Source organism: Pseudomonas shiyinii (assembly GCF_056725765.1).
Genome location: NZ_CM161522.1, coordinates 794,142 through 817,335 on the forward strand (window position 1 = coordinate 794,142; position 23,194 = coordinate 817,335).

19 protein-coding genes are annotated in these 23,194 nt (G+C 64.8%); 7 read left to right on the forward strand and 12 right to left on the reverse strand.

Features of this window, described 5'->3' with window-relative positions:
* The first annotated feature begins 142 nt into the window (after nt 1–142).
* The 4 genes from rnc (at nt 143) to pdxJ (ending at nt 3,347) form a co-directional block, all read left to right on the forward strand.
* Nucleotides 143–832 carry a ribonuclease III gene (rnc, locus tag ACXHGZ_RS03825; RefSeq protein ID WP_084855946.1) on the forward strand — a complete coding sequence of 230 codons (690 nt, stop codon included), beginning with the start codon at nt 143–145 and terminating at the stop codon, nt 830–832.
* Nucleotides 825–1,727, forward strand: a complete 903-nt coding sequence (gene era, locus ACXHGZ_RS03830) for a GTPase Era (protein ID WP_084855948.1) — start codon at nt 825–827, stop codon at nt 1,725–1,727. Before rnc ends, era begins: the two co-directional genes overlap by 8 nt.
* Before the next feature lie 151 nt (nt 1,728–1,878).
* Nucleotides 1,879–2,562, forward strand: a complete 684-nt coding sequence (recO, locus tag ACXHGZ_RS03835; protein WP_084855949.1) for a DNA repair protein RecO — start codon at nt 1,879–1,881, stop codon at nt 2,560–2,562.
* Between the two features lie 62 nt (nt 2,563–2,624).
* Nucleotides 2,625–3,347 (forward strand): pyridoxine 5'-phosphate synthase, encoded by a 723-nt coding sequence (pdxJ, locus tag ACXHGZ_RS03840; protein WP_411969630.1) that lies wholly within the window; start codon nt 2,625–2,627, stop codon nt 3,345–3,347.
* A gap of 55 nt (nt 3,348–3,402) precedes the next feature.
* On the opposite strand, the gene ACXHGZ_RS03845 is transcribed toward pdxJ, so the two are convergent.
* Both ACXHGZ_RS03845 and ACXHGZ_RS03850 read right to left on the reverse strand, forming a co-directional pair.
* Entirely contained in the window at nt 3,403–4,785 is a 1,383-nt protein-coding gene (locus tag ACXHGZ_RS03845; RefSeq protein ID WP_480462478.1) for a heavy metal sensor histidine kinase, read from the reverse strand.
* Nucleotides 4,782–5,456, reverse strand: coding sequence for a heavy metal response regulator transcription factor (locus ACXHGZ_RS03850; RefSeq protein WP_084855955.1), 675 nt, complete (start codon nt 5,454–5,456; stop codon nt 4,782–4,784). The genes ACXHGZ_RS03845 and ACXHGZ_RS03850 overlap by 4 nt, the downstream gene beginning before the upstream one ends.
* Before the next feature lie 265 nt (nt 5,457–5,721).
* Between ACXHGZ_RS03850 and ACXHGZ_RS03855 the strand changes: the two genes are divergently transcribed.
* Nucleotides 5,722–5,925, forward strand: coding sequence for a DUF2790 domain-containing protein (locus tag ACXHGZ_RS03855; RefSeq protein WP_084855957.1), 204 nt, complete (start codon nt 5,722–5,724; stop codon nt 5,923–5,925).
* Nucleotides 5,926–6,125: 200 nt separating this feature from the next.
* On the opposite strand, the gene cmoB is transcribed toward ACXHGZ_RS03855, so the two are convergent.
* The 7 genes from cmoB to ACXHGZ_RS03890 all read right to left on the reverse strand — a co-directional run bounded on the left by cmoB (nt 6,126) and on the right by ACXHGZ_RS03890 (nt 17,342).
* On the reverse strand, nt 6,126–7,082 hold the full coding sequence (cmoB, locus tag ACXHGZ_RS03860) for a tRNA 5-methoxyuridine(34)/uridine 5-oxyacetic acid(34) synthase CmoB (RefSeq protein ID WP_368829663.1): 957 nt from the start codon (nt 7,080–7,082) through the stop codon (nt 6,126–6,128).
* A complete protein-coding gene (gene cmoA, locus ACXHGZ_RS03865; protein WP_224458137.1) occupies nt 7,079–7,822 on the reverse strand; it encodes a carboxy-S-adenosyl-L-methionine synthase CmoA in 744 nt (247 codons plus the stop codon). The genes cmoB and cmoA overlap by 4 nt, the downstream gene beginning before the upstream one ends.
* A gap of 88 nt (nt 7,823–7,910) precedes the next feature.
* Nucleotides 7,911–8,303, reverse strand: a complete 393-nt coding sequence (locus tag ACXHGZ_RS03870; RefSeq protein WP_224458138.1) for a protease inhibitor I42 family protein — start codon at nt 8,301–8,303, stop codon at nt 7,911–7,913.
* A 218-nt stretch (nt 8,304–8,521) separates the two neighbouring features.
* Nucleotides 8,522–10,942, reverse strand: a complete 2,421-nt coding sequence (gene lon / locus ACXHGZ_RS03875; RefSeq protein ID WP_480462482.1) for an endopeptidase La — start codon at nt 10,940–10,942, stop codon at nt 8,522–8,524.
* A gap of 234 nt (nt 10,943–11,176) precedes the next feature.
* The gene (locus ACXHGZ_RS03880) at nt 11,177–13,588 is read right to left on the reverse strand and encodes a glucose/quinate/shikimate family membrane-bound PQQ-dependent dehydrogenase (protein WP_480462484.1); all 2,412 of its coding nucleotides are present in this window, start codon (nt 13,586–13,588) and stop codon (nt 11,177–11,179) included.
* Between the two features lie 30 nt (nt 13,589–13,618).
* Nucleotides 13,619–14,965: a carbohydrate porin gene (locus tag ACXHGZ_RS03885; protein WP_480462486.1), complete on the reverse strand. Its 1,347-nt coding sequence runs from the start codon at nt 14,963–14,965 to the stop codon at nt 13,619–13,621.
* A 337-nt stretch (nt 14,966–15,302) separates the two neighbouring features.
* Nucleotides 15,303–17,342, reverse strand: coding sequence for a TonB-dependent receptor (locus tag ACXHGZ_RS03890; protein ID WP_480462488.1), 2,040 nt, complete (start codon nt 17,340–17,342; stop codon nt 15,303–15,305).
* Nucleotides 17,343–17,523: 181 nt separating this feature from the next.
* Between ACXHGZ_RS03890 and ACXHGZ_RS03895 the strand changes: the two genes are divergently transcribed.
* Nucleotides 17,524–17,745 (forward strand): VF530 family protein, encoded by a 222-nt coding sequence (locus tag ACXHGZ_RS03895; protein ID WP_480462490.1) that lies wholly within the window; start codon nt 17,524–17,526, stop codon nt 17,743–17,745.
* Nucleotides 17,746–18,387: a Pr6Pr family membrane protein gene (locus tag ACXHGZ_RS03900; protein WP_480462492.1), complete on the forward strand. Its 642-nt coding sequence runs from the start codon at nt 17,746–17,748 to the stop codon at nt 18,385–18,387.
* Between the two features lie 61 nt (nt 18,388–18,448).
* Here ACXHGZ_RS03900 and ACXHGZ_RS03905 read toward each other — a convergent pair whose 3' ends face one another.
* From ACXHGZ_RS03905 to ACXHGZ_RS03915, 3 genes are all read right to left on the reverse strand, one after another.
* Nucleotides 18,449–19,210 carry a siderophore-interacting protein gene (locus ACXHGZ_RS03905; protein WP_480462493.1) on the reverse strand — a complete coding sequence of 254 codons (762 nt, stop codon included), beginning with the start codon at nt 19,208–19,210 and terminating at the stop codon, nt 18,449–18,451.
* Complete coding sequence (locus ACXHGZ_RS03910) at nt 19,207–19,740, reverse strand: PadR family transcriptional regulator (protein ID WP_480462495.1); 534 nt, start codon at nt 19,738–19,740, stop codon at nt 19,207–19,209. Before ACXHGZ_RS03910 ends, ACXHGZ_RS03905 begins: the two co-directional genes overlap by 4 nt.
* A gap of 198 nt (nt 19,741–19,938) precedes the next feature.
* The gene (locus tag ACXHGZ_RS03915; protein ID WP_480462496.1) at nt 19,939–23,061 is read right to left on the reverse strand and encodes a transglycosylase domain-containing protein; all 3,123 of its coding nucleotides are present in this window, start codon (nt 23,059–23,061) and stop codon (nt 19,939–19,941) included.
* Nucleotides 23,062–23,194 lie beyond the last annotated feature (133 nt).

A 23,194-nucleotide genomic window follows, 5' to 3' on the forward strand; every position in this document is an offset into this window, starting at 1 on the left:
GACAGCGCCGAATGCATTTCTGACATAGGCTGTGTTCTCAGGGATCGAGAGATTCTGCCGCCCACAAGGTGGCGGACCACAGCCAAACAGTCTTTCAGGATGTTGATTTGAACAACGCGTTGAACAACCCACGGGTGGCCCCATGAGTGCTTCCCTTGCTCGCCTGGAGCGCAAGCTCGGCTATACCTTCAAGAACCAGGACCAGATGCTGCTGGCCCTGACCCATCGCAGCTATGCCGGGCGCAATAACGAACGCCTGGAGTTTCTGGGCGATGCCATCCTCAACTTCGTGGTCGGCGAAGCGCTGTTCGAGCGTTTCCCCCAGGCCCGGGAAGGCCAGCTGTCGCGATTGCGCGCACGCCTGGTCAAGGGAGAGACCCTGGCCCGCCTGGCCCGTGGCTTCGACCTGGGCGAGTACCTGCGCCTGGGCTCGGGTGAGCTCAAGAGCGGCGGCTTTCGCCGTGAGTCGATCCTGGCCGATGCCCTGGAGGCATTGATCGGTGCGATCTACCTGGACGCCGATATGGCGGCAGCGCGTGAACGCATCCTGGCCTGGCTGGCCGGTGAGTTCGACGGCCTGACCCTGGTCGATACCAACAAGGACCCCAAGACCCGCCTGCAGGAGTTCCTGCAGTCGCGTGCCTGCGAACTGCCACGCTACGAAGTGGTGGACATCCAGGGCGAACCGCACTGCCGCACCTTCTTCGTCGAATGCGAGGTGGTGCTGCTGAACAACAAGAGCCGTGGCCAGGGCGTGAGCCGGCGTATCGCCGAGCAGGTCGCCGCCGCCGCCGCATTGATCGCCCTGGGCGTGGAGAATGGCAATGACTGATAGCAACCCGACCCGCTGCGGCTACGTGGCCATCGTCGGCCGCCCCAACGTGGGCAAATCGACCCTGCTCAACCACATCCTCGGCCAGAAGCTGGCGATCACCTCGCGCAAGCCGCAAACCACCCGCCACAACATGCTCGGCATCAAGACCGAGGGTGACGTGCAGGCGATCTACGTCGACACCCCCGGCATGCACAAGGCCAACGACAAGGCCCTGAACCGCTACATGAACCGCAACGCCTCGGCGGCCCTGAAGGACGTCGACGTGGTCATCTTCGTGGTCGACCGTACCCGCTGGACCGATGAAGACCAGCTGGTGCTCGAGCGGGTCCAGTACGTCACCGGCCCGGTGATCCTGGCCGTCAACAAAACCGACCGCATGGAAGAAAAGGCCGAGCTGATCCCGCACCTACAATGGCTGCAGCAGCAACTGCCGAATGCCGAGATCGTGCCGATCTCCGCCCAACAGGGGCACAACCTCGAGGCCCTCGAGGCCCTGATCGCCAAGCACCTGCCGGAGAACGAGCACTTCTTCCCGGAAGACCAGATCACCGACCGCAGCAGCCGCTTCCTGGCCGCCGAACTGGTTCGCGAGAAGATCATGCGCCAGCTCGGGGCGGAGCTGCCATACCAGATCACCGTGGAAATCGAAGAGTTCAAGCAGCAGGGCCATGTGCTGCACATCCACGCGCTGATTCTGGTCGAGCGTGACGGGCAGAAGAAAATCATCATTGGCGACAAGGGCGAGCGCATCAAGCGCATCGGTTCCGAGGCGCGCAAGGACATGGAGCTGCTGTTCGACGCCAAGGTCATGCTCAACCTCTGGGTCAAGGTCAAGGGCGGCTGGTCCGACGACGAGCGTGCCCTGCGCTCGCTGGGCTACGGCGACCTGTAACTCCACAGGCCGGCCACGCCCCTTGTAGGAGCGGCCTTGTGCCGCGAAAGGGCCGCAGAACGGCCCTTGAACATAGGGCCGCTTCGCAGCCCTTTCGCGGCACAAGGCCGCTCCTACAGGGGCATGTGCCGAACCGGGGCGAGTGATTTCCATGGAACAACCAGTCGGCCAGCCGGCCTACGTGCTGCATAGTCGTGCCTACAAGGAAACCAGTGCGCTGGTGGACTTCTTCACGCCGCAGGGGCGCGTGCGGGCGGTGCTGCGCCGTGCCCGGGGCAAGGGTGGCAGCCTGGTACGCCCCTTCGTGGAGTTGGAGGTGGAGCTGCGCGGACGCGGCGAGCTGAAGAACGTCGGCCGCCTCGACAGCATCGGCATTGCCGGCTGGTTGCATGGCGATGCCCTGTTCAGCGGGCTCTACCTCAACGAGCTGTTGATGCGCCTGCTGCCGGCAGAGGCCCCGCACCCTGGTTTGTTCGAACACTACACCCTGACGCTCCAGGCCCTGGCCGCCGGCCGCGCGCTGGAACCACTGCTGCGGGCCTTCGAATGGCGCCTGCTGGACGAACTGGGGTATGCCTTCGCCCTGGACCACGACATCAACGACGACCCGATCGAAAGCACCGGGCTGTATCGCTTGCAGGTGGATGCGGGCCTGGAGCGTGTGTACCTGGCGCAGCCTGGGTTGTTCACCGGAGCCGAGTTGCTGGCACTGGGCCAGGCCGACTGGGCGGCGCCTGGCGCCTTGCTGGCGGCCAAGCGCCTCATGCGCCAGGCCCTGGCGGTTCATCTGGGCCCCAAGCCCCTGGTGAGTCGGGAACTGTTTCGCAAGCGCTGAGCACATCGTATGCTGTGGGGCTCACACTTCAGGAGAGCCCTTTCGTGACTCACAGCAACCGCATGCTTCTCGGCGTCAACATCGACCACGTGGCGACCCTGCGCCAAGCCCGGGGCACCCGTTACCCGGACCCGGTCAAGGCCGCGCTGGATGCCGAGGAGGCGGGGGCCGATGGCATCACCGTGCATCTGCGTGAAGACCGCCGCCACATCCAGGAGCGCGATGTGCTGTTGCTCAAGGACGTGCTGCAGACGCGCATGAACTTCGAAATGGGCGTTACCGAAGAGATGATGGCCTTCGCCGAGAAAATCCGCCCGGCGCACATTTGCCTGGTGCCGGAAACCCGCCAGGAGCTCACCACCGAAGGCGGCCTGGATGTCGCTGGCCAGGAGGCGCGGATCAAGGCTGCCGTAGAGCGTCTGGCACGTACGGGGGCCGAGGTTTCCTTGTTCATCGACCCGGATGAGCGCCAGATCGAGGCCTCGCGTCGCGTCGGCGCACCTGCGGTCGAGCTGCACACCGGCCGTTACGCCGATGCCCAGACGCCCACCGAAGTGGCCGACGAACTGCAGCGTATCGTCGATGGCGTGGCCTTTGGCGTGGGGCAGGGGCTGATCGTCAATGCCGGCCACGGCCTTCACTACCACAACGTCGAGGCGGTGGCGGCGATCAAGGGCATCAACGAACTGAACATCGGCCATGCGCTGGTGGCCCATGCCCTGTTCGTCGGCTTCAAGGCGGCGGTGGCGGAGATGAAGGCGCTGATCGTGGCGGCTTCCCGCTGATTTTTCGCATGGCCTGATCGCGGGCTTGCCCAGCGATCAGGCCAGACGGCAAACATCATTCTGCCCGAAACACCAAGGCGAACCGTGTCGGCCCCTGGCGCTGGCTACTGACCTCGACCCGCCCGCCATGCAGCTGCATGATCGACTTCACGATCGCCAGCCCCAGGCCTGTTCCGCCCTCCTGCCGGGAGCGCCCACTCCCTGCGCGATAGAAACGTTCGAACAGGTGCGGCAGGTGTGCCTGGGCAATGCCCGGCCCCTGGTTTTCCACCGCCAGCCTGACTTCGTCGCCTCGACGCTCGATCGCTACCTCCACCACTTGGTTCTCCGGGCTGTGTCGGATGGCATTGCTCAGCAGGTTGGACAGTGCCCGCTGGAACATCAGCCGGTCCCCAAGTGCCGTGCCCCAGCCTCGCAAGCGCAGTTCGACCCCCTTGAGCTCGGCACTGAAGGCGAACAGTTCGACGACTCGCCCGGCTTCCTCGGCCAGTGCCAGCGGCACCTGGGAGAGCTGAGCCTGCGGCTGGCTGGCCTGGGCGAGGAAGAGCATGTCGTTGATGATGCGGTTGAGTCGGGTCAGTTCTTCGACGCTTTCCTCCAGGGCCTCCCGGTAACGAGGGGCGTCGCGCTCGCGGGCCAGGGTGACCTGGGCCTTGCCCATCAGGTTGCTGATAGGTGTGCGCAATTCGTGGGCCAGGTCATCGGAAAACTGGGACAGCTGGCTGACGCCCTGGTCCAGGCGGTCGAGCATGACATTGATGGCCCTGGCCAGCTCGGCCAGTTCATGGGGCAGGTCGCTGTCGGGCAGACGATGCTCCAGCTCCTGGGCCGACACCCGGCCGGCGACGCGGCGGAAATGGCGCAATGGGCGCAGGCCGCGTTGAACCAGCTTCCAGGCACTGAAGCCGATCAGCAGCAGCAGCAGCGGCAAGGCGAGCAGGGTCGAGTGCAGGTAGGCCTGGAGCAGGGCGCTGTCGTCGGCGCGGTTGAGCGACATCATCACCCGCACGGGCGTGTCGTCGCGCAGGCGCATCAGTCGGGTGGCCGTGAGGAACTGGTTGCCGGCGCTGTCGGCCCAGGCATGGAAGGTCAGTCGTGATTCGACTGGCAGCTGGCTCGCCTGGGCCGCCAAGGCTGGGCCCAGGCTCAACAGCAAAGGGTGGCGACCGTTCAGCGCCAGCACGCTCAGGCTCAGGTTGTCATGGCCCATGACCAGGTCGAGCAAGGGATGGGCACGCCGGCCCAGGTCTTCGTTGCGCAGGTCCACGCGCAGGTTGTGCTCGACCTGCAGCATCTTGCGCGTCAGGTCCTTGCGTGCTCGGCTGTCGAGTTCGTGGTCCAGGGCGAATACGGCCAGGCACGCCAGTAGCAACACCAGCGCCGCGCCCATGAGGGTCACCGACAGGCCCAGGCGCAGGGACAGGCTTGCCTGCTTCACGGGCGAGCCTCGAGCACATAGCCGACACCGCGTAGGGTGTGGATCAGCTTGTCTTCGAACGGGTCGTCGATCTTCGCCCGCAGGCGGCGGATCGACACTTCCACGACGTTGGTGTCGCAGTCGAAGTTCATGTCCCAGACCAGCGAGATGATCTGTGTGCGCGACAGGACTTCGCCGCTCTGGCGCATCAACAGGTGCAACAGGGCGAACTCCTTGGCGGTGAGGTCGATACGCCGGCCGGCACGGAAGGCGCGGTGGCGGCCGGGGTCCAGCTCCAGGTCGGCAACGCGCAGTGTGCTCGGTTGCAGGTGTTGGTCGTTGCGCCGCAACAGGGTGCGGATACGTGCCAGCAGTTCGGGAAACTCGAACGGCTTGAGCAAGTAGTCGTCGGCGCCCAGGTCCAGCCCCCGGACCCGATCGGCCAGGCGACCGTGCGCCGTGAGCATCATGATGCGCGTGGACGACTCGGCCCGCAGGCGTTGCAGCACGCTCCAGCCGTCGAGTTCCGGCAGGTTGACGTCGAGGATCACCAGGTCGTAGGGCTGCTGCCGGGCCAGGTGCAGGCCATCGATCCCGGTGTGGGCGCAGTCGACCACGTAGCCGTTCTCGCGCAGGCCTTGTTGCAGGTAATCGGCGGTACGCAGCTCGTCTTCGATGATCAGTAGGCGCATGGGCAGGGCTCGTGTGGTGAAAGGCGGCGATTCTCGACCCTGTAGCAGGATCAGGGTCAAGGGCGGGGATGTTACGGCATGCGAACGGCGAGGGGCCGCGGATAACGGATTTGTAATGCAGCGGTCATCCTGGCGATAGGCCGGTGCCTTTCGAGGGTCATGCGAGGGGGCAAGCCTTGCAGCACTGTAATGTCCGCCTCACCTTGGCGTTAGCTGTGCCTCGCTAGGATGGCTCCATGAATGGCTATCACACGAGGCAAACACGATGAACCTGACCAAGTATCTGTTGCTCGCCGTACTCACCCTGGGCAGCACTGTGGCGCTGGCCGAAGGCGGTGCTGAGCGTTCCCGCCAGTTCTGGGAAGCGTTCCGGCAAGACCAGCAGCGTGTCCATGGCGACAAGGAGCGAGCGGTGGTCGCGCGGGAGCGCAAGGCGCAGGAGAAGACCCGCGAGCTGGCCAAGGATTGACGGTGTCGTCGCCTTCGCAGGTGCTCCGCTGTCGAAGGTGTGTTTGGCGTTCCGAGGGCCGCTGCGCGCCCATCGCGGGACAAGCCCGCTCCCACAGGGGCAATGCCAGTAGCATGCCCTGAAGGGTTAGCGCTTTATCTGTGGGGCGGCTGCCCGGCTTGTCCTGCTATGGACGCGCAATGGCTGACGGGACGCCTTTTTTATTTGCGTGCCAGCAAGGTGGCGCGGCGCGGCGCCGGCAGGCCTTCGACCGTGCGGCTATGGTCGTTCGGGTCGAGGAAGTGCTCCAGCGACTGGTAGCGCATCCAGTCGGTACTGCGCTGCTCCTGCACGCTGGTGACGCTGACATCCACGCAGCGCACATCGCTGAACCCGGCCCGGCGCAGCCAGCGCTCCAGCGCCGGCACCGACGGCAGGAACCAGACATTGCGCATCTGTGCGTAACGGTCCTCAGGCACCAGCACCTGGTGTTCGTCACCCTCGATCACCAAGGTCTCCAGTACCAGCTCGCCGCCCTTGACCAGGCAGTCCTTGAGCGCCAGCAGGTGCTCGATGGGCGAGCGTCGGTGATAGAACACCCCCATGGAAAAGACGGTGTCGAAGCCTTCCAGGTTCGCCGGCAGCTCTTCCAGGGCGAACGGCAAGTGCCAGGCGGGCAGGTCGGGCAGGTATTTCTGCACCGCCTGGAACTGGCAGAAGAACAGCCAGTTCGGGTCGACGCCGATCACCATGTCGGCACCGGCACCGAGCATGCGCCACTGGTAGTAGCCGTTGCCGCAGCCGACATCGAGCACGCGCTTGCCCTTGAGGTCCAGGTGCGGGCTGACCCGCGACCACTTCCAGTCCGAGCGCCATTCGGTGTCCACGTGCACGCCGAACAGGTCGAACGGCCCCTTGCGCCACGGCGACAGGCCCATCAGAGCGTCATGCATGCGGGTACGGGTGGCCTGGTCGCAGGCGCAGTCCAGGCGCAGGCCGTTGGCCAGGTCGATCTCGCTCGGCGTCAACTGCGGCAAGGCCTCCAGGGCGCCGCGCCAGCGGTCGAGGTCACCGTGGCCTTTTTCCAGCTTGGCCTGCAGTTGTGCCTGCAGGCCTTGGGACCAAGCGGCAAGCGGGGTTCCCGCCAGGCGGCGGACGAGGGGAGAGAGATCGATCATGGCAGGGCAATCAGTGAGGCGAAGTTGAGGCATTGGAACCAGGGGACGACCTTGGAGAACCCCGCGTCGCGCAGGCGCTGCGTGTGGGTTTGCAGGGTGTCGGGTTTCATCACGTTCTCGATGGCGCTGCGTTTCTGGGCGATTTCCAGTTCGCTGTAGCCATTGGCACGCTTGAAGTCCAGGTGCAGTTCGTTGAGCAGCGTCTGCTCCTGGTCGTCCTCGAAGCGCAGCTTCTCGGAAAGGATCAGCGCGCCGCCGGGCAGCAGGGCCTGGCGGATACGGCCGAGCAGTTCCAGGCGTCGCTCGGGCGCGATGAATTGCAGGGTGAAGTTCATCGCCACCACCGAGGCCGGTTCCAGGGGCAGGGTGAGGATATCCGCCTCGAGCACCTGCACCGGCAGCAGTTCCTGGAACATCGAGTCCTGTGCGGTCAGGTACTGGCGGCAGCGTTCGACCATGGCCGCGGAGTTGTCCACGGCGATGACCCGGCAGCCATCGTTGCGCACATGGCGGCGCAGCGATTGGGTCACTGCCCCCAGCGAAGCGCCCAGGTCGTACAGAGCGGTGTTCGGCTGGGCGAAGCGGGCGGCGAGCACGCCGAGGTTTTCGACGATGGTCGGGTAACCGGGCACCGAACGCTTGATCATGTCCGGGAACACGCGCACCACATCCTCGTTGAAGACGAAGTCGGGCACCTGCTCCAGGGGCTGGGCGAAAAGGCGGTCGGGTTCTTTGCTCACGGTGAGTCCGGCTGGCTGGCGATATGAAGGGCGGGCATTTTAGCCAAACCGTGACGCGGATGCATGACCGACTGATCGGAAGCTGCCGTTATTGCACCTGGATCGCGCAGTCGAAGGTCTGCACCGGCCGTACTTCCGGCGCCCAGGGCTGCTGGTAGACCAGGATCAAGTGCCCCTCGCCGCTGGCCTTGGCCTGGAAGCGCCAGGTGGATGTCCCGGCACTGCCGACGATACCGGCCTCCTCAGGGGTGTTGTAGACCTCCGGCCCCATGCTTTGCAGGACCTCCGGTGCAGGGTTTTGCACCAGCCAGCGGTACCCGGTGCTGGGGTTGCTGGGTAGGGTCAGGGTCAGGTTCTGGCCGACCTGAAGGTGTTGGGGACATTCGCTCTCGGCGTCCAGTTCGACGGTGTGCGTCGGGTGCTGGGCGCAGGCGGTGAGCAGGGCGAGGCCCAGGGGGGCGAGCAGACGAAAGGTGGTCATGGTGGCTCCGTAGGCTGGCGATGGCCTGAGGATAACCGAACCGGGTGGCGTTTTGTGTTGCCTGGCCGGACCACTCGCGGGACACGCCCCACACACATGGCCAGCGCTGAGGATGGCCCCATCGCCGGCAAGCCGGCTCCCACCTGTACTGCGCTGCTTTCAGAGACACCGCTATACCTGTGGGAGCCGGCTTGCCGGCGATGGGGCGCTTTACAGCATCAGAACAACACCTTCGCCACGTCGGCGAAGCGCTTGGCGAAATGCACCGTCAACCCTTCGCGCAGGTAGTCGGGCAGTTCTTCGAAGTCACCGCGGTTGGCTTCCGGCAGGATCAGCTCGAAGATCTTCTGCCGGCGTGCCGCGATCACCTTCTCGCGCACGCCACCGATCGGCAGTACCTGCCCGGTCAGGGTCAGCTCGCCGGTCATGGCCACGCCTTTCTTCGGCGCCTGGTCGCGGGCCAGGGACAGCAGGGCGCTGGCCATGGTGATGCCGGCGCTAGGGCCATCCTTGGGCGTGGCGCCCTCGGGTACGTGCAGGTGGATGAAGGCTTCGTTGAAGAAGCCCGGGTCGCCCCCGTACTGCTTGAGGTTGGAGCTGACGTAGCTGTAGGCGATTTCGGCGGATTCCTTCATCACATCGCCCAGCTTGCCGGTGAGCTTGAAGCCGCGGTTGAGGGTATGGATACGGGTGGCTTCGATCGGCAGTGTGGCGCCGCCCATGCTGGTCCAGGCCAGGCCTGTGATCACACCCTTGCCGGCCAGCACCTGCTCGCTGCGGAACACCGGCATGCCCAGGGCCGGCTCCAGGTCCTTGGTACCGATCTTGAGCTTGGCGTCGGGGTTCTCCAGAAGCTTGACCACCGCCTTGCGCACCAGCTTGCCCAGCTGTTTTTCCAGCTGGCGGACACCGGCCTCGCGGGCGTAGCCCTCGATCACCGTGCGCAGGGCGCTGTCGCTGATAGCCAGGCTGCTCTTGGCCACGCCGGCCTTGTCCAGCTGCTTGGGCCACAGGTGACGCTTGGCGATCGCCAGTTTCTCCTCGGTGATGTAGCCGGAGAGGCGGATCACTTCCATGCGGTCGAGCAGGGGGCCGGGGATCGAGTCCAGGGTGTTGGCGGTGCACACGAACAGGACCTTGGACAGGTCCAGGCGCAGGTCCAGGTAGTGGTCTAGGAAGTCGACGTTCTGCTCGGGGTCGAGGGTCTCGAGCAAGGCCGAGGCCGGGTCGCCCTGGTAGCTCTGGCCCATCTTGTCGATCTCGTCGAGCATGATCACCGGGTTCATCACCTCGACGTCCTTCAGCGCTTGCACCAGCTTGCCTGGCTGGGCACCGATGTAGGTGCGCCGGTGGCCCTTGATCTCTGCCTCGTCGCGCATGCCGCCGACGCTGAAACGGTAGAACGGCCGGCCGAGGCTTTCGGCGATGGACTTGCCGATACTGGTCTTGCCCACCCCGGGCGGGCCCACCAGCAGCACGATGGAACCGCTGATCTCACCCTTCCAGGCACCCACGGCGAGGAATTCGAGGATACGCTCCTTGATGTCGTCGAGGCCGGCATGATGCTGGTCGAGGACCTTGCGCGCGTGCTTGAGGTCGAGCTTGTCCTGGCCGTACACGCCCCAGGGCAGGGCGGTGGCCCAGTCCAGGTAGTTGCGGGTGACGGCGTATTCGGGCGAGCCGGTCTCGAGGATCGCCAGCTTGCCCATCTCTTCGTCGATCCGTTTTTTCGCCTGCTCCGGCAGGGTCTTGCCTTCCAGGCGTTGCTGGAACTGCTCGAGGTCGGCGCTGCGGTCGTCCTTGGTCAGGCCCAGCTCCTGCTGGATGACCTTGAGCTGTTCCTTGAGGAAGAACTCGCGCTGGTGTTCGCCGATCTGCCGGTTGACCTCGGCGGAGATCTCGTTCTGCAGGCGTGCGACCTCGACTTCCTTGCGCAGCATCGGCAGGACTTTCTCCATGCGCTTGAGCATCGGCACGCAGTCGAGCACTTCCTGCAACTGCGAACCGGTGGCGGAGGTCAGCGCCGCGGCGAAGTCGGTCAAGGGTGACGGGTCGTTGGGGCTGAAGCGGTTGAGGTAGTTCTTCAGCTCTTCGCTGTACAGCGGATTGAGCGGCAGCAGCTCCTTGATCGCGTTGATCAGGGCCATGCCGTAGGCCTTCACTTCGTCGGTGGGCTCGGCCGGTTGGCGCGGGTAGTCCACCTCCACCAGGTAGGGCGGGCGATGGTGCTTGAGCCAGGTGCGGATGCGCACCCGGGTCAGGCCCTGGGCGACGAATTGCAGCTTGCCGTTCTCGCGGCTGGCATGGTGGACCTTGACCAGGGTGCCGTACTGCGGCAGGGCCGAGGTGTCGAAATGGCGGTGGTCTTCGGCGGGCTCGTCCATGAAGAACAGCGCCAGGGCATGGTGTGGCGTCTTGGCCACCAGGTCGAGGGTTTCCGCCCAGGGTTCTTCGTTGACGATCACCGGCAGGACCTGGGCCGGGAAGAACGGGCGGTTGTGAATCGGGATCACGTAGACCTTGTCCGGCAGTTGCTGGCCGGGCAGGGCGAGGTGGTGGCCAGGCGTGGCCTTGGCTTCGAGGTGTTCGACTGTTTCGTGTTCGTCTGGGTGGTCCGGAAGATCCTGCTGGTCGCTCATGGGGCACCTGCGTGAATGACTATGGTGCTTAGATGGGGCGGTGGTTGGCAGGTTTCAATGGTAGACGAAGGGGAGGGGTTCATCCGTGCGTGACCTGCACGAGCCTCATCGCCGGCAAGCCGGCTCCCACAGGTATGGCGGTGTTTCTGAAAACAGCGCAGGACAGGTGGGAGCCGGCTTGCCGGCGATGAGGCGGTTCAGGCCAATGAGCCCCGCAGGCGGGGCTCGGGAACGTTACTCGGCCAACTTGTAGGCAATGATGTAGTCACCCATCTTGGTGCCCAGCGAACCATGGCCGCCAGCGGTGACCAGCACGTACTGCTTACCATCCTTGCCGGTGTAGGTCATCGGTGTGGCCTGGCCGCCGGCTGGCAGGCGAGCTTTCCACAGCTCCTTGCCGTTGTTCACGTCATAGGCGCGCAGGTACTGGTCCAGGGTGCCGCTGAGGAAAGCCACGCCACCTGCGGTGACGATCGAGCCGCCCATGCTCGGCACGCCCACGGGCAGGCCGATCGGTACCGGGGTGCTGTCGCGGGTGGTGCCGTTCTTGTGCTTCCACACGACTTTGTTGGTGAACAGGTCGATGGCGGCCACATAGCCCCAGGCCGGCGCCTGGCAAGGCACGCCCAGCGGCGACATGAACGGGTGCATGATCACCGCGTACGGCGCACCGGTGTTCGGCTGCACGCCGCTGGTTTCGCTCTCGCGTTTGCTGCCGGCGGCGACTTTCTCGCGCGGCACCATCTTCGAGACGAAGGCCATGTAGTTCGGCGAAGTGAACAGTAGCTGGCGCACCGGGTCGACCGAGACACTGCCCCAGTTGAACACGCCGACGTTGCCCGGGTAGACCAGCGAGCCCTGCTCCGATGGCGGAGTGTACTGGCCTTCGTAGCGCAGTTCGCGGAACTGGATACGGCACAGCATCTGGTCGAACGGCGTGGCGCCCCACATGGCCTGTTCGGTCAGCTCGGGGCCGAGCAGGTTGAGGTCGGAGCGGGCCTGGGTCGGCGAGGTGCGGTCGCCTTTCACTGCGCCCTGGGGTACCGGGATCTCGCGGATCGGCACGATCGGGGTGCCGTCGCGGCGATCGAGCACATACAGGCTGCCTTGCTTGGTGGGCACGATGACCGCCGGCTTGACGCCGTCGTCGGTCTTCAGGTGCACCAGGGTCGGTTGGCTGCCCACGTCCATGTCCCACAGGTCGTGGTGGGTGAACTGGTAGTTCCAGCGCGCCTTGCCGGTGGCCAGGTCCAGGGCGACGATGCCGGCGCTGTACTTCTCGGCGCCTGGTGTGCGGTTCGCGCCCCACTGGTCAGGGGTCTGGTTGCCCAGCGGCAGGTAGATCATGCCCAGCTCTTCGTCGACGCTGGCGATCGACCACATGTTGGCCGAGTTGCGGCTGTACATCTTGCCGTCGGCCAGGGGCGCGGTGTCGTCCGGGTTGTTGCTGTCCCAGTTCCACACCAGGCGGCCGTCGTGCACGTCGTAGGCGCGGATCACGCCGGACGGCTCGTTGGTCGACTCGTTGTCGGTCACGTGGCCGCCGATGATCACCAGGTCACGGGTGATCGCTGCGGGCGAGGTGGAGTAGTAGCCACCGGCGGTGAATGGGCCGATGCCACGGGTCAGGTCGATCACGCCCTGGTTGGCGAAGCCTTCGCAGACCTTGCCGGTGTCGGCATTGATGGCGATCAGGCGCGCATCGGCGGTCGGCAGGTAGAGGCGACGCGGGCAGGCCTGGGCCACGGCCTGGCCGGCCTCGGAGACCTTCGGCGCGGGGCTGCCGTCACGGCTGACATAGCGGTTCTCGTCGTAGTAGGAGACGCCGCGGCAGGTCATGTGGGCGAAGCCCTTGAAGGTGCCGACTGGGCTCTTGACCTGCGGGTCGTAGCGCCAGATCTCGGCGCCGGTGTCCGGGTCCAGGGCCAGCAGCTGGCTGTGGGCGGTGCAGGCGTAGAGCTTGCCATTGACCTTCAGCGGGGTGTTCTGGTTGGTCAGCTCCACCGGGTCGTTTTCCGTCGGCAGGTCGCCGGTGCGGATGCGCCAGGCCTCTTCCAGGCGGTAGGCGTTCTGCGGGGTGATCTGGCGCAGCGGCGAATAGCGGTCGCCGTACTCGGTACGGCCGTAGGCCTGCCACTCACCGTCCGGCATGGCCGGTGCGGCGCTGGCCATCTCGCTGCTCTCGCGGCCCAGTTCGCCGAACACTTCGCCCGGGTGGGTGAACTGGCTGCCCAGGGCGCTGGCGCCGGATGCGACGACCGCGACGCTCAACAGCGCTGTGTTGACCTTGGAGGAAGGGCCGACCAATGGGCGACGGGCCCAGGGCAGCAGCAACAACACGCCAATGGCGAACCAGATGGCCAGGCGTGGCACCAGTTGCCACCAGTCCAGGCCCACTTCCCACAAGGCCCAGGCGGTGCTGCCCAGTAGCACCAGGCCATACAGGCCCAGGGCGATGCGGCGCATGGCCAGCAGGAGGATACCGGACAAGGCAAAGCCAATGCCGGCGATCAGGTAGTACAGGGAACCTCCCAGCTGGCTCAGCTTGATGCCACCGGCCAGCAGGGCCAGGCCCATCAGCAACAGCAGCACGCCCAGAAGGCGCGGTAGCCAGCGGGTTCCATTCTTGGCACCGTCAGTGCTCATCGTATGTTCTCCGTAGGTCGAAGGGTGGGGTTAGAAACTGCTCTGGATCTTCAGGCCGCCGATCAGGGCGGCGTCGACCTGCGACACTCCGCCCGGATGACGGATGTACTGCAGGTTGGGGCGTACGGTGAGCCAGTCGGCAAGGTGGATGCCGTAGTAGAGTTCGGCGCTGTATTCGGTGTCCTGCACGGGCAGGTAGCCGGGGTTGTCGTAGTCGGCCAGGCCGGCGGCCTGGTTGATGAGGCGGGCGTTCTTGCGGTAGCCGGGGTTGACGTGCACGCGAGCGAGGGCGAAGCCGATATCGTCCTTGGCGCGGGCATCGAATGGCCCTTTGTACACCACACCTGCCTGAACATAGTTGTCGATGGCATTGGTCTTCTTGTCGTGCATCGTGGCATTGGCGAAGAGGCTCAGGCCGCGGGACTGGTCCGAGGCCAGCGAGGTTACCTGCTGCTGCGCGCCGAGCCAGAAGCCATGCTTGCTCGAGCTGCTGCGGTAGGCCTGGCCGCTCAGGGCTGCTGGCTGACCATCGCTGTCCTTCAGAACATCCTGTGCCTTGGCATTACTGTAGTAGTAGCCGGCGCGATATTCCCCTTCAAGACCATTGATCCTTGGGCTCCATACCAGTTCGATCGGCATGACGGCGCCCTGGGTGCCGCTGCCGCTGAGCTTGAAGCCGTTGCCCGACTCCAGGTTCGAGGGGTTCTGCTCGAACACGCCGACCTGGGCGTAGAGTTCGTCGTTGAGGTTGTAGCGCACCCGCAGCGCCCACTGGCTGACGGGCCAGTTGTACCAGATGCCGCCCACCCAGTTGCCCACCTGGGAGCCGCAGAACGCCAGGTTCTGGAAGTCGCAGGGGAAGCTGTTGAAGTCCTCGCCTTCGCCGAAGCGGCCAAATTTCACATCCAGGGCGCCATCGAAGTACTTCTGCTTGATCCACAGCTGGGTCAGGCGCCAGGTTTCACCGCGTCCCCAGACTTCCTGGGCCGAGGTGAAACCGCCGACACGCGGGTCGTTGATGCGGTCGTTGCTGATGTTCTGGCCGTGGCGTTCGGTGATGGTCAGCTGGAATTCGCTGTCGTGCCAGCCGAGGATTTTCTCCAGGTCCAGGTGGCTACCGAAGGTGAACTGGTCGCTGTAGCGCGCGGTGCGGTCATGGTCGTAGCCGCCATGCAGGTTGCTGCCCATTTCGCCGGTGTAGCCGAAGGTGAAGTCGTAGCCTTTTTCCAGCAGTTCGCTGCGGGCCCCGTTCCAGTCGCCGAGCATCCAGGGCGAGTCGCTGGCGAACATTTCATGGGCGCCGCTGGCGGAGGGCAGGCCACAGAGGAGGGTGGCGAGGGCAAGGCTGGAAGAGCGGATATTGGGCAGTTGGAACATGAGATAGCGCTATCTTTTTGATTATTGGGCAACGGCAATCGCATCGAATGGACGGGCCCTTCGATGGAAACGGCTGCAAGGTTCAGGGGTGAAGCGTTTCAGCGTGCGGCGTGGAGGATATAGGGGAACTTGTAAGAAAAAAAGACAAAATGTCGCAGTGGATTGTTGCTTGAGAAGTAACAGTACGGCACCGAGCTGCGCTTTCGCGCAGAGTGCAGGTAGTCCCTGTAGGAGCGGGCTTGTCCCGCGATCAGGCCCGACCTGATATCGCCGTCGCCTGGCAAGGGCTTCGCCTTCGATCGCGGCACAAGGCTGCTCCTACAGGGGCAGCACAACGTCAGAACGAGGTGCGCAAGCCGACCTGTACACTGCGCCCGGCCGCTGGCGCTACGTCCCGCAGGATCGAACTGGCGTAGCGTACTGTCTGGTCGGTCAGGTTCTCGCCGCGCACGAAGGCCAGCCACTGGCTCTGACCGATGTCGAAGCGGTAACCCAGGCTGGCGCCCAGGGTGGTGTAGCCATCGGTGCTGGTCTCGTTGGCAGGCTTGCGATGCTGCGAAGCGGCATGTTGCACATCCACCCGTGCCTGCCAGCGGTCCCGTTCCCAGACCAACCCGGTGTTCAGGCGTAGCGGTGCAATGCGTGGCAATGCCTCACCGCTGTCGAGGTTCTTGGCGCGGGTGTAGTCGCCGGACAGTTCCAGGGCGAAGCTGCCGTAGCGATTCTCGAGCAATTGCCAGCGGTCCTGGGCTTCGATGCCATAGAAGCGGGCCCGTACGCCCTGGTACAGGTACTCAGGCAGGTCGCCATGGTCATGTTCATGGTCGTGTTCTTCGTGATCGTGGTCATGACCTTCGCGCAGGTTGCCCGTGCCGATCAGGCCGATGTAGTTGCGAAAATGGCTGTAGAACACGCCGACGCTGCCCTTGTGCGTGCCGTTGTCGAAACGCAGCGCCAGGTCAGCGGAAAGGGCCTTTTCCTTGTCCAGGTTCGGGTCGCCTACTTCATAGGCGCCCGTGGCGACATGGGCGCCATTGGCGTACAGCTCGTAGAAGGTCGGCGCACGTTCGGTGTAGCCGAGGCTTGCGGCCAGCGACCAGACCGGGTCGAGCTGGTACACCGCGCCCGAGGACAGGCTGGCGGCATTGAAGCTGGCGGTGCTGTCTGCTCCAGCGAACGTTTCGTTGCCCTTGGCATCGGGGTCGACCCGGGTGTGTTCCAGGCGTGCGCCGAGGCTCAGGGCCAGGCGCTCGCTGGCTTGCCACTGCTCCAGCAAGAACAGCGCCAGGCTGTCGGTATCGGTGTGCGGCACGAACGCTTCCTCGCCCAGGGCGGAGAATTCATTGCGGCTGACCTGGGCGCCAATCACCCCCTCGAATGGCCCGAGCGGCTGGTGACGGGCTTCGAGGCGGGCTTCGTAGCCTTTGTTCTTGAAGGTGGTGTGGACTTCGCCGCTTTCGATCTCGCGGTGCTGGTAGTCGGTGTAGCCGGCATCGAACTTGACCGAACTGAACGGGCCGTCCAGGTCGCGTAGCTCGGAGGCGAAACCGTAGTGGTCCTGCTGCATGTCCAGGCGTACGCCCGGTTCGGCAACCGAGCCGTAATTGCTGTCATAGCGGCTGTAGGACAGGCCGGTATAGCCGTGGTCCCAGTGGTAGGCGCCGCCGATCGCGCCACCATCCTGGCGCCCATCGCTGTTTTCCAGGCGGTGCCGGCTGCCGGGCTCGTCTACATCGCGCACCTTGGAACTGCGGGCGTACCCGGGGATGTGCAGGTCGTTGAACTGGCGGCTGTTGGCGTCCAGGTGCAGGGCGAAGGCGCCATTGCCCGCCTCGAGCTTGCCGGCACTGCTGCGGGTGGTGTCGGCGCCGCCGTAGCGTAGCTCGCCGGCCCCGTGCAGGCCCTCGATGGGTGCGTCGGGGATGCGGTTGTCGAAGGTATTGACCACCCCACCGATAGCATTGCCGCCGTACAGCAGGGCGGCCGGGCCACGGATGATCTCGATGCGCTCCACGTTCACAGGGTCCAGCGGCACGGCATGGTCATAGGAGAGGGACGAGGCATCCAGGGCGCCGACGCCGTTGCGCAGGATGCGGATGCGGTCGCCATCCAGGCCGCGGATCACCGGACGGCTGGCGCCAGGGCCGAACCAGGTGGAGGCGACGCCGGGCTGCTTGTTGAGGGTTTCGCCGAGGCTGCCTTGTTGCTGTTGAAGCAAGGCGTCGCCTTCGAGGACGGTAGTGGGCGTGGCGAGTTGACGATTGCCCAGCGGGTTCGCGGTGATGACCTGGGGTTCGAGCTCCAGCGCCTGGCTGGGCGTGGAGGCGAGCCAGAGGGCAACGGCGAGGGGAGAAAGACGCAGCGGGATGTGCAGCATGGGACTGTGGCGTTCCTTGGCAGAAATGGCTGTTGTTACAATATAACATCACTATTCCAGCACAAACCGTTTCCCTCTGGCCAGCGGTTTTCGGCTCGCCACGCAACGCAGCAGTGCTCGGCAGCCCACCGGGCCACTACACTCGTGTAAGGTGCGCATCTTTACCCGCTGGAGCACAACCATGGGCACGGCCCAACACAACGCGCTGCATGGCAAGACCCTGGAGCAGATCCTCACCGAGCTGGTCGCCCACTACCAATGGCAGGGCTTGGCCGCGCGTATCGATATCCGTTGCTTCAAGAGCGACCCGAGCATCAAGTCGAGCCTGACCTTCCTGCGCAAGACGCCATGGGCGAGGGAGAAGGTGGAGCAGCTCTACGTGAAGCTGCAACGGGCGGGCTGAATGCAGCGGCATCCCTGGCTGAGCTTGAGCGCATTGCTGGGCTGGAGCGGCCTTGCCATACAGGTCTACCTGGTGCTCTGGGCGCGTTGGCAGGAGCAGGCCAGCCTGGTCGGCGGGCTGATCAATGTCTTTGGTTATTTCACCGTCCTGACCAATACCCTGGTCGCCACACTGCTCAGCTACGCGGCATTCGGCCGGGCATCAGGCGCGCGGCGGTTCTTCCTGTCGCCCATGGTGGGCTCGGGTATCACTGCGAGCATCGTGCTGGTGGCGCTGGCCTACAGCGTATTGCTGCGCCATCTGTGGCAGCCCCAGGGCTGGCAATGGCTGGCCGATGAACTGCTGCACGACGTGATGCCGCTGCTGTGCGTGCTGTACTGGTGGTGCAGGGTGCCCAAGGGCAGCCTGCGGTTGTGGCACCTGGCGGCGTGGAGCCTGTACCCGGCGCTGTATTTTGCCTATGCCTTGTGGCGGGGAAGCGAAATCGGCATGTACGCCTACCCGTTCATCGACGTGACCAGCCTTGGCTATGGGCAGGTGATGCTCAATGCCCTTGGGGTGCTGGTCGGCTTCTGGGGGATCGGGTTGGTGTTGATCGGGCTGGATCGGTGGCAGGGGCGGCGTTTGGCGCGAGCCTGTTGAGGCGGCGCTGGCCCCATCGCGGGGCGAGCCCATTTCTACAGCGCTGCACCGACTGCATTCTTCATGCGTCGTCGGCACTGCTGTCCAGGCGCCAGTAGGCTGCCGCTTTCAGCGCATCTTCACGCACGCCCTTCTCCAGCAACAGCGCCTTGGCCTGGCGGGTGAGGGTCTTCTCCAGCGCGACCCAGGTGTACAGCGCACCTTGCGGTAGTGCCAGACCTTTCACCAGGGCCAGCAGGTCTTGCTCATGCCGGTGGATCCAAATCACCTCGACCTGCGCCTTGCTCGGCAACGGCTGGCGCTCCTGCTCGCTTTCGACCTGGACCAGCACCAGCGCCTGGCGGCCCGCAGGCAAGTCCTCCAGGCGGCGGCCGATAGCGGGCAGGGCGGTTTCGTCGCCGATCAGCAGGTAGCTGTCGAAAATGTCCGGCACCACCATCGAGGCGCGTGGGCCTGCTATGTCCAGGATCTGGCCGGGGGTGGCCTGGGCGGCCCAGGTCGAGGCGGGGCCGTCGCCGTGCAGCACGAAGTCGATGTCCAGCTCGTTGGCCGCCAGGTCGATGCGCCGTGGCGTGTATTCGCGCATGGTCGGGCGGGCGCCGCCGTCACGGCCGAGGGTCCGGGCGTCGATGGCCCGTTGTTCGTCCGGGTTCCGGGCGAACAGCAGCTTGATGTGATCGTCGCTGCCGAGGCTGGTGAAACCTTGTAGCTCCGGGCCTGCGAGGGTGATACGGCGCATGCGTGGCGTCAGGTCGATGACCCGCAGGACCTGCAGGCGGCGTTGGCGGATTTCGTGGTTGACGCGAACAATGGTGTCGCTCATGGGGTGTTCTCCATGACAGGTTCATCCGGGCCGGAGGCGATGGCCTTGGCCGTATCGTTGAGCAGTTTGCGCACGCGCTCGATTTCCTCGGTGCTCCAGTGCCCGCTGTGCATGTGCAGGGCATGGCGCAGATTGCTGACCGCCTCGTGGATTTCAGGCGGGCGGTCGTGGCCGCGCAGGGCGCGTTTGCTCACCTCGATGCGCATGCGTACGCCATCGAGCGCCACGGCCTGGTCGGCCAAGGCCCGGCGGCCGGCCTCGGTGATGGCATAGAGGCGTTTGCTGCCCTGCACGTGGCCTGTGATCAATTCGGCCTCTTCCAGGTAGTTCAGGGTGGGGTAGATGACGCCGGGGCTAGGGGTGTAGCTGCCGTCGAAGAGGCTTTCGATCTGGCGGATGAGGTCATAGCCATGGCCTGGTTGCTCGGCCAGCATCGACAGCAGGAGCAGCCTGAGATCGCCTGGGGCGAATACCCGGGGGCCGCGTTCGCCGCGGCTGGGGCGGCGTTCGAAGGGGTCGTGGTCACGCATTGGCGGGTGCCTTTGGGTTTAGATATATCGCAAGATATTACTCAAGATATATCTCAGCACAAGGCTCTAAATGCGGATAATTCTCATCAGTATTTTTGATAGATCCGGCCCAATCGCCGGCTCAGGGGGTGTCTACACCAGCAGCACCGGACTGGTGGGAGCCGGCTTGCCGGCGATGGGGCGCGAAGCGGCCCTTGTTTATTGCACACGAGCCGCCAGCTGCGGTGCCTTGCACTCCGTGGCGCTGCCCGGTTCCAGGTAGGGCATGAGGATTGGTGCCATGCCTTTGAGAACCTGCACCGGCAGGGCCGAGGTGAAGGTGAAGGCTTCTGCCGTGCGGCCCGGGACGAAGGCGGTAAGGGTGCCGAAGTGGTTCTCGCCGAGGAAGAACACGAAGGTGGCGGTGCGGTTAAGCGAGCGCGAGCCGATCAGCCGGCCGCCTGCACCGAAGCTTTCGATGCGGTTGTCACCGGTGCCGGTCTTGCCGCCCATGACCAGCGACGTACCGTCTTGCAACTTGAAGCTGCCGGAAATGCGCCGTGCGGTACCGGCGTCCACCACTTGGGACATCGCCCCCTTGAGGGCCCGGGCCACCGCCACCGGGAGGATCCGCTGGCCACGGTCCGGGTCGCTGATCAGCTTGGTCTCGTAGGGCGTGTTGGCCGCGAAATGCAGGGTATCGATGCGCAAGGTGGGCAAGCGCACGCCATCGTTCTGGATGATGCCCACCAGTTCGGCCAGGGCCGCCGGACGGTCGCCGGAGCTGCCGATGGCGGTGGCCAGCGACGGCACCAGATGGTCGAACGGGTAGCCCACACGCTTCCAGCGCTGGTGGATGTCCAGGAAGGCCTCGATCTCCACCATGGTGCGGATGCGGCTGTCGCGGGCGCCCTTGTGGCGGCTCTTGAACAACCAGCTGTAGACCTCCTGGCGCTCGAAGCGGCTGTCGTTGACCATTTCGGTGAGCGAGGCGCCAGGGTTCTTCAACAGGTAGCCCAGCAGCCACAGGTCCAGCGGGTGCACCTTGGCGATGTAGCCTTGGTCCGGCAGGTCGTACTTGCCCGGGCCGTAGGCGTCGTACATTTCCGACAGGCGCCCGTCGGTGAGCTTGGCCAGGGCCTTCTTGTCATTGGCGCTGTGGGCGCGGACGAAGGCGTTGAAGGTTTCCTGGCCCGCTTCGGGGAACAGGTAGCGGTGTACGGCGGCCAGGCGCTGCGGCGTCACGCGCATGCTGTCGAGGAAGGTGTCCAGGCGCTGCTGGGAGGTCTTGCGCTGGTACTTGCGCCAGAAGCGCATCAGGTAGTTGGTGCCTTCCTTGTCGGCGAAGCGTGCCAGGTATTCCTGACGGCGTGGATCGGAGTCGTCCTTGAGCAGTGGCTCGCGGTTATAGGGCTGCTGGTAGGTAACGTAGCGCACCAGGTCGCGCATCAGGCGGATGAACGGCAGGTTGATCGATTCGCGCAGGGCATCCTTGAGGGTCGGATTGCGGCTGTTGTCTTCCTTGCGAAAGTTGTTGAACACGTGCATGCCACCGCCGGTGAAGAAGGCTTCGCCGGTGTTGGCCGAGTACTTGCGCTCGAGGGCCGCATCGAGCATCGCGTCGAGGTTCTGGTCCTTGCTGTTCTGCATCAGCCATTCCAGCGACCATTGGGTGATACGGTCGAGTTCGGCCACTGGCACTTTCTTCAGCTCGGCCACGGGCTTGCCGGCGTACTTGTCGTGCAGTTCGGCGATGATCTCCAGGTAGGTGGTCAGCACCCGCAGCTTGGCGGTGGAGCCCAGCTCCAGTTTGCTGCCTTCGTTGATGTCGAAGGGCTGGTCGGTGCTGTCAGTCTGTACCCGTACCCGCGAGCCGTCGGCGGTGCGCTCGAACAGGGTGAAGCTGTAGCGCACCTGGTCGGTGGTCTTGGTGGTCAGCAAGCGTTCGCCGATCAGCCCCATCTGCGCGGCGAACTCGGGGTCGGAGAGGTTCTTCAGGTATTGGCTGACTTGCATCTGTAGGTCGGCCTGCAGGGTGCTGGTGGCGGACACGTCGAGGCGGTCCAGGTCGTACAGGGGGCGGTTGAGCATGGCCGCCAGGCGGTTGCGAGCCAGGCTGATGCCCTTGTTGGTGACGATCGGCACGATGGTCGGTTGGGCCACCCAGTCGCGATACACCGCCTTGCTGGCCTGCGCGGCATCGGCCAGGGGCCGGTCGATCACGCCGTTGGCGGCCAGCACGCGGATATGCGCATTGGTGAGCTCGGCCAGCTCAACCCGGCCCTTGGACAGGTAATGGGAGGGCCTGCGCTGGGCGATCATCAGCGACAGAACCTGGCGCAGCGCCAAACCCCGGGCAGCCATGCTCTCAGGGTCGGTGGTGGTGGAGGAGAGCACCTGGTTGACCTGGTCGAAGTCGGCGCCGTACCAGACCCGCAGGCCCTCGGCCATGCCATGTACTTCGCCGTGGCCCGGTACTGCCGAGAGCGGCACGCTGTTGAGGTAGTCGCGGGCGATGCGCTCCCGTGCCTCGGTGGTGTCCGGCCCGGCCAGGTAGGCGCGCACGCTGGCGGAAATCATCTGGCGGATCTTCTCGGCGCCGGAGACGGTCAGGCCGTCCGGCGAATGGCGGTATTTCTCCAATTGGGTCGCCAGGGTACTGCCACCGGCCGACTGACCGGGCAGGGCCAGGTACTTGGCGACCTGGCTGTAGGCGGCCTTGGCGAAGCGCGGCCAGTCCACTGCCGGGTTGTTGTGCGGGTCGTCGGGCTTGAGCAGGTCGCGGTTTTCGATGAACAGCAGGCTGTTGACCACCACCGGAGGGATCGAGGCGAAGTCCGGGTACAGGTGCTGGGGGTAGTTGTAGTGGTACAGGTCCTCGCCCCGGCAGTCGGTGATCGACAGGCCGGTCTGGATCTTTTCCACGTAGGGCACGAACAGGCCGTGCTCGACATAGTTCATCAAAGCCGGCGAGAAGCGCACCTGCTCGCTGATCAGGTAGTCACGCTTGAGCAGGCGCGGCAGGAATTCGCCCAGTGCGCTGTAGCCCAGGCGTTTGTCGAAGGGCCCGTCACCTGGGTACACGATGGCATCGCTCGGGCCGGGTTCGAGCGAGTAGGTAAGGGTGCTGGCCAGCCGGCTGAATTCGCGCGCCTGCAGTTTCGAGGTGCGCATTTCGTCATAGGCGGCAAAACCTATGGCGACGATCGCCAGCAGCACGATGAGCACGATCAGCCGCCACCACAGCCGACGCTGGCGTGGAGTCTTGGGCAATGGAGCCTCAGCCAGATGTGTCTCGGGTGCTTCCGTTCTGGTTGGTTCCGATTGCCACAGTGCGCCCATAGTCTTCAAATCCGGCCAGTTTTTTCGTCTTGCTTTGTCTGAAGCTTAGACGTTGGCAGGGTTTGGTGAAAAATTTGTAAGAAGCAGTGAAATCCTAGGTAGGAATATACGGCTTTGGTGCGGCTTCCATTCT

What these genes read in the sequence shown, in the direction of transcription:
- rnc (WP_084855946.1), top strand. Translation starts at nt 143, where the DNA reads ATGAGTGCTTCCCTTGCTCGCCTGGAGCGCAAGCTCGGCTATACCTTC.
- era (WP_084855948.1), top strand. Translation starts at nt 825, where the DNA reads ATGACTGATAGCAACCCGACCCGCTGCGGCTACGTGGCCATCGTCGGC.
- recO (WP_084855949.1), top strand. Translation starts at nt 1,879, where the DNA reads ATGGAACAACCAGTCGGCCAGCCGGCCTACGTGCTGCATAGTCGTGCC.
- pdxJ (WP_411969630.1), top strand. Translation starts at nt 2,625, where the DNA reads ATGCTTCTCGGCGTCAACATCGACCACGTGGCGACCCTGCGCCAAGCC.
- ACXHGZ_RS03850 (WP_084855955.1), bottom strand. Translation starts at nt 5,456, where the DNA reads ATGCGCCTACTGATCATCGAAGACGAGCTGCGTACCGCCGATTACCTG.
- ACXHGZ_RS03855 (WP_084855957.1), top strand. Translation starts at nt 5,722, where the DNA reads ATGAACCTGACCAAGTATCTGTTGCTCGCCGTACTCACCCTGGGCAGC.
- cmoB (WP_368829663.1), bottom strand. Translation starts at nt 7,082, where the DNA reads ATGATCGATCTCTCTCCCCTCGTCCGCCGCCTGGCGGGAACCCCGCTT.
- ACXHGZ_RS03870 (WP_224458138.1), bottom strand. Translation starts at nt 8,303, where the DNA reads ATGACCACCTTTCGTCTGCTCGCCCCCCTGGGCCTCGCCCTGCTCACC.
- lon (WP_480462482.1), bottom strand. Translation starts at nt 10,942, where the DNA reads ATGAGCGACCAGCAGGATCTTCCGGACCACCCAGACGAACACGAAACA.
- ACXHGZ_RS03880 (WP_480462484.1), bottom strand. Translation starts at nt 13,588, where the DNA reads ATGAGCACTGACGGTGCCAAGAATGGAACCCGCTGGCTACCGCGCCTT.
- ACXHGZ_RS03885 (WP_480462486.1), bottom strand. Translation starts at nt 14,965, where the DNA reads ATGTTCCAACTGCCCAATATCCGCTCTTCCAGCCTTGCCCTCGCCACC.
- ACXHGZ_RS03890 (WP_480462488.1), bottom strand. Translation starts at nt 17,342, where the DNA reads ATGCTGCACATCCCGCTGCGTCTTTCTCCCCTCGCCGTTGCCCTCTGG.
- ACXHGZ_RS03895 (WP_480462490.1), top strand. Translation starts at nt 17,524, where the DNA reads ATGGGCACGGCCCAACACAACGCGCTGCATGGCAAGACCCTGGAGCAG.
- ACXHGZ_RS03900 (WP_480462492.1), top strand. Translation starts at nt 17,746, where the DNA reads ATGCAGCGGCATCCCTGGCTGAGCTTGAGCGCATTGCTGGGCTGGAGC.
- ACXHGZ_RS03905 (WP_480462493.1), bottom strand. Translation starts at nt 19,210, where the DNA reads ATGAGCGACACCATTGTTCGCGTCAACCACGAAATCCGCCAACGCCGC.
- ACXHGZ_RS03910 (WP_480462495.1), bottom strand. Translation starts at nt 19,740, where the DNA reads ATGCGTGACCACGACCCCTTCGAACGCCGCCCCAGCCGCGGCGAACGC.
- ACXHGZ_RS03915 (WP_480462496.1), bottom strand. Translation starts at nt 23,061, where the DNA reads ATGGGCGCACTGTGGCAATCGGAACCAACCAGAACGGAAGCACCCGAG.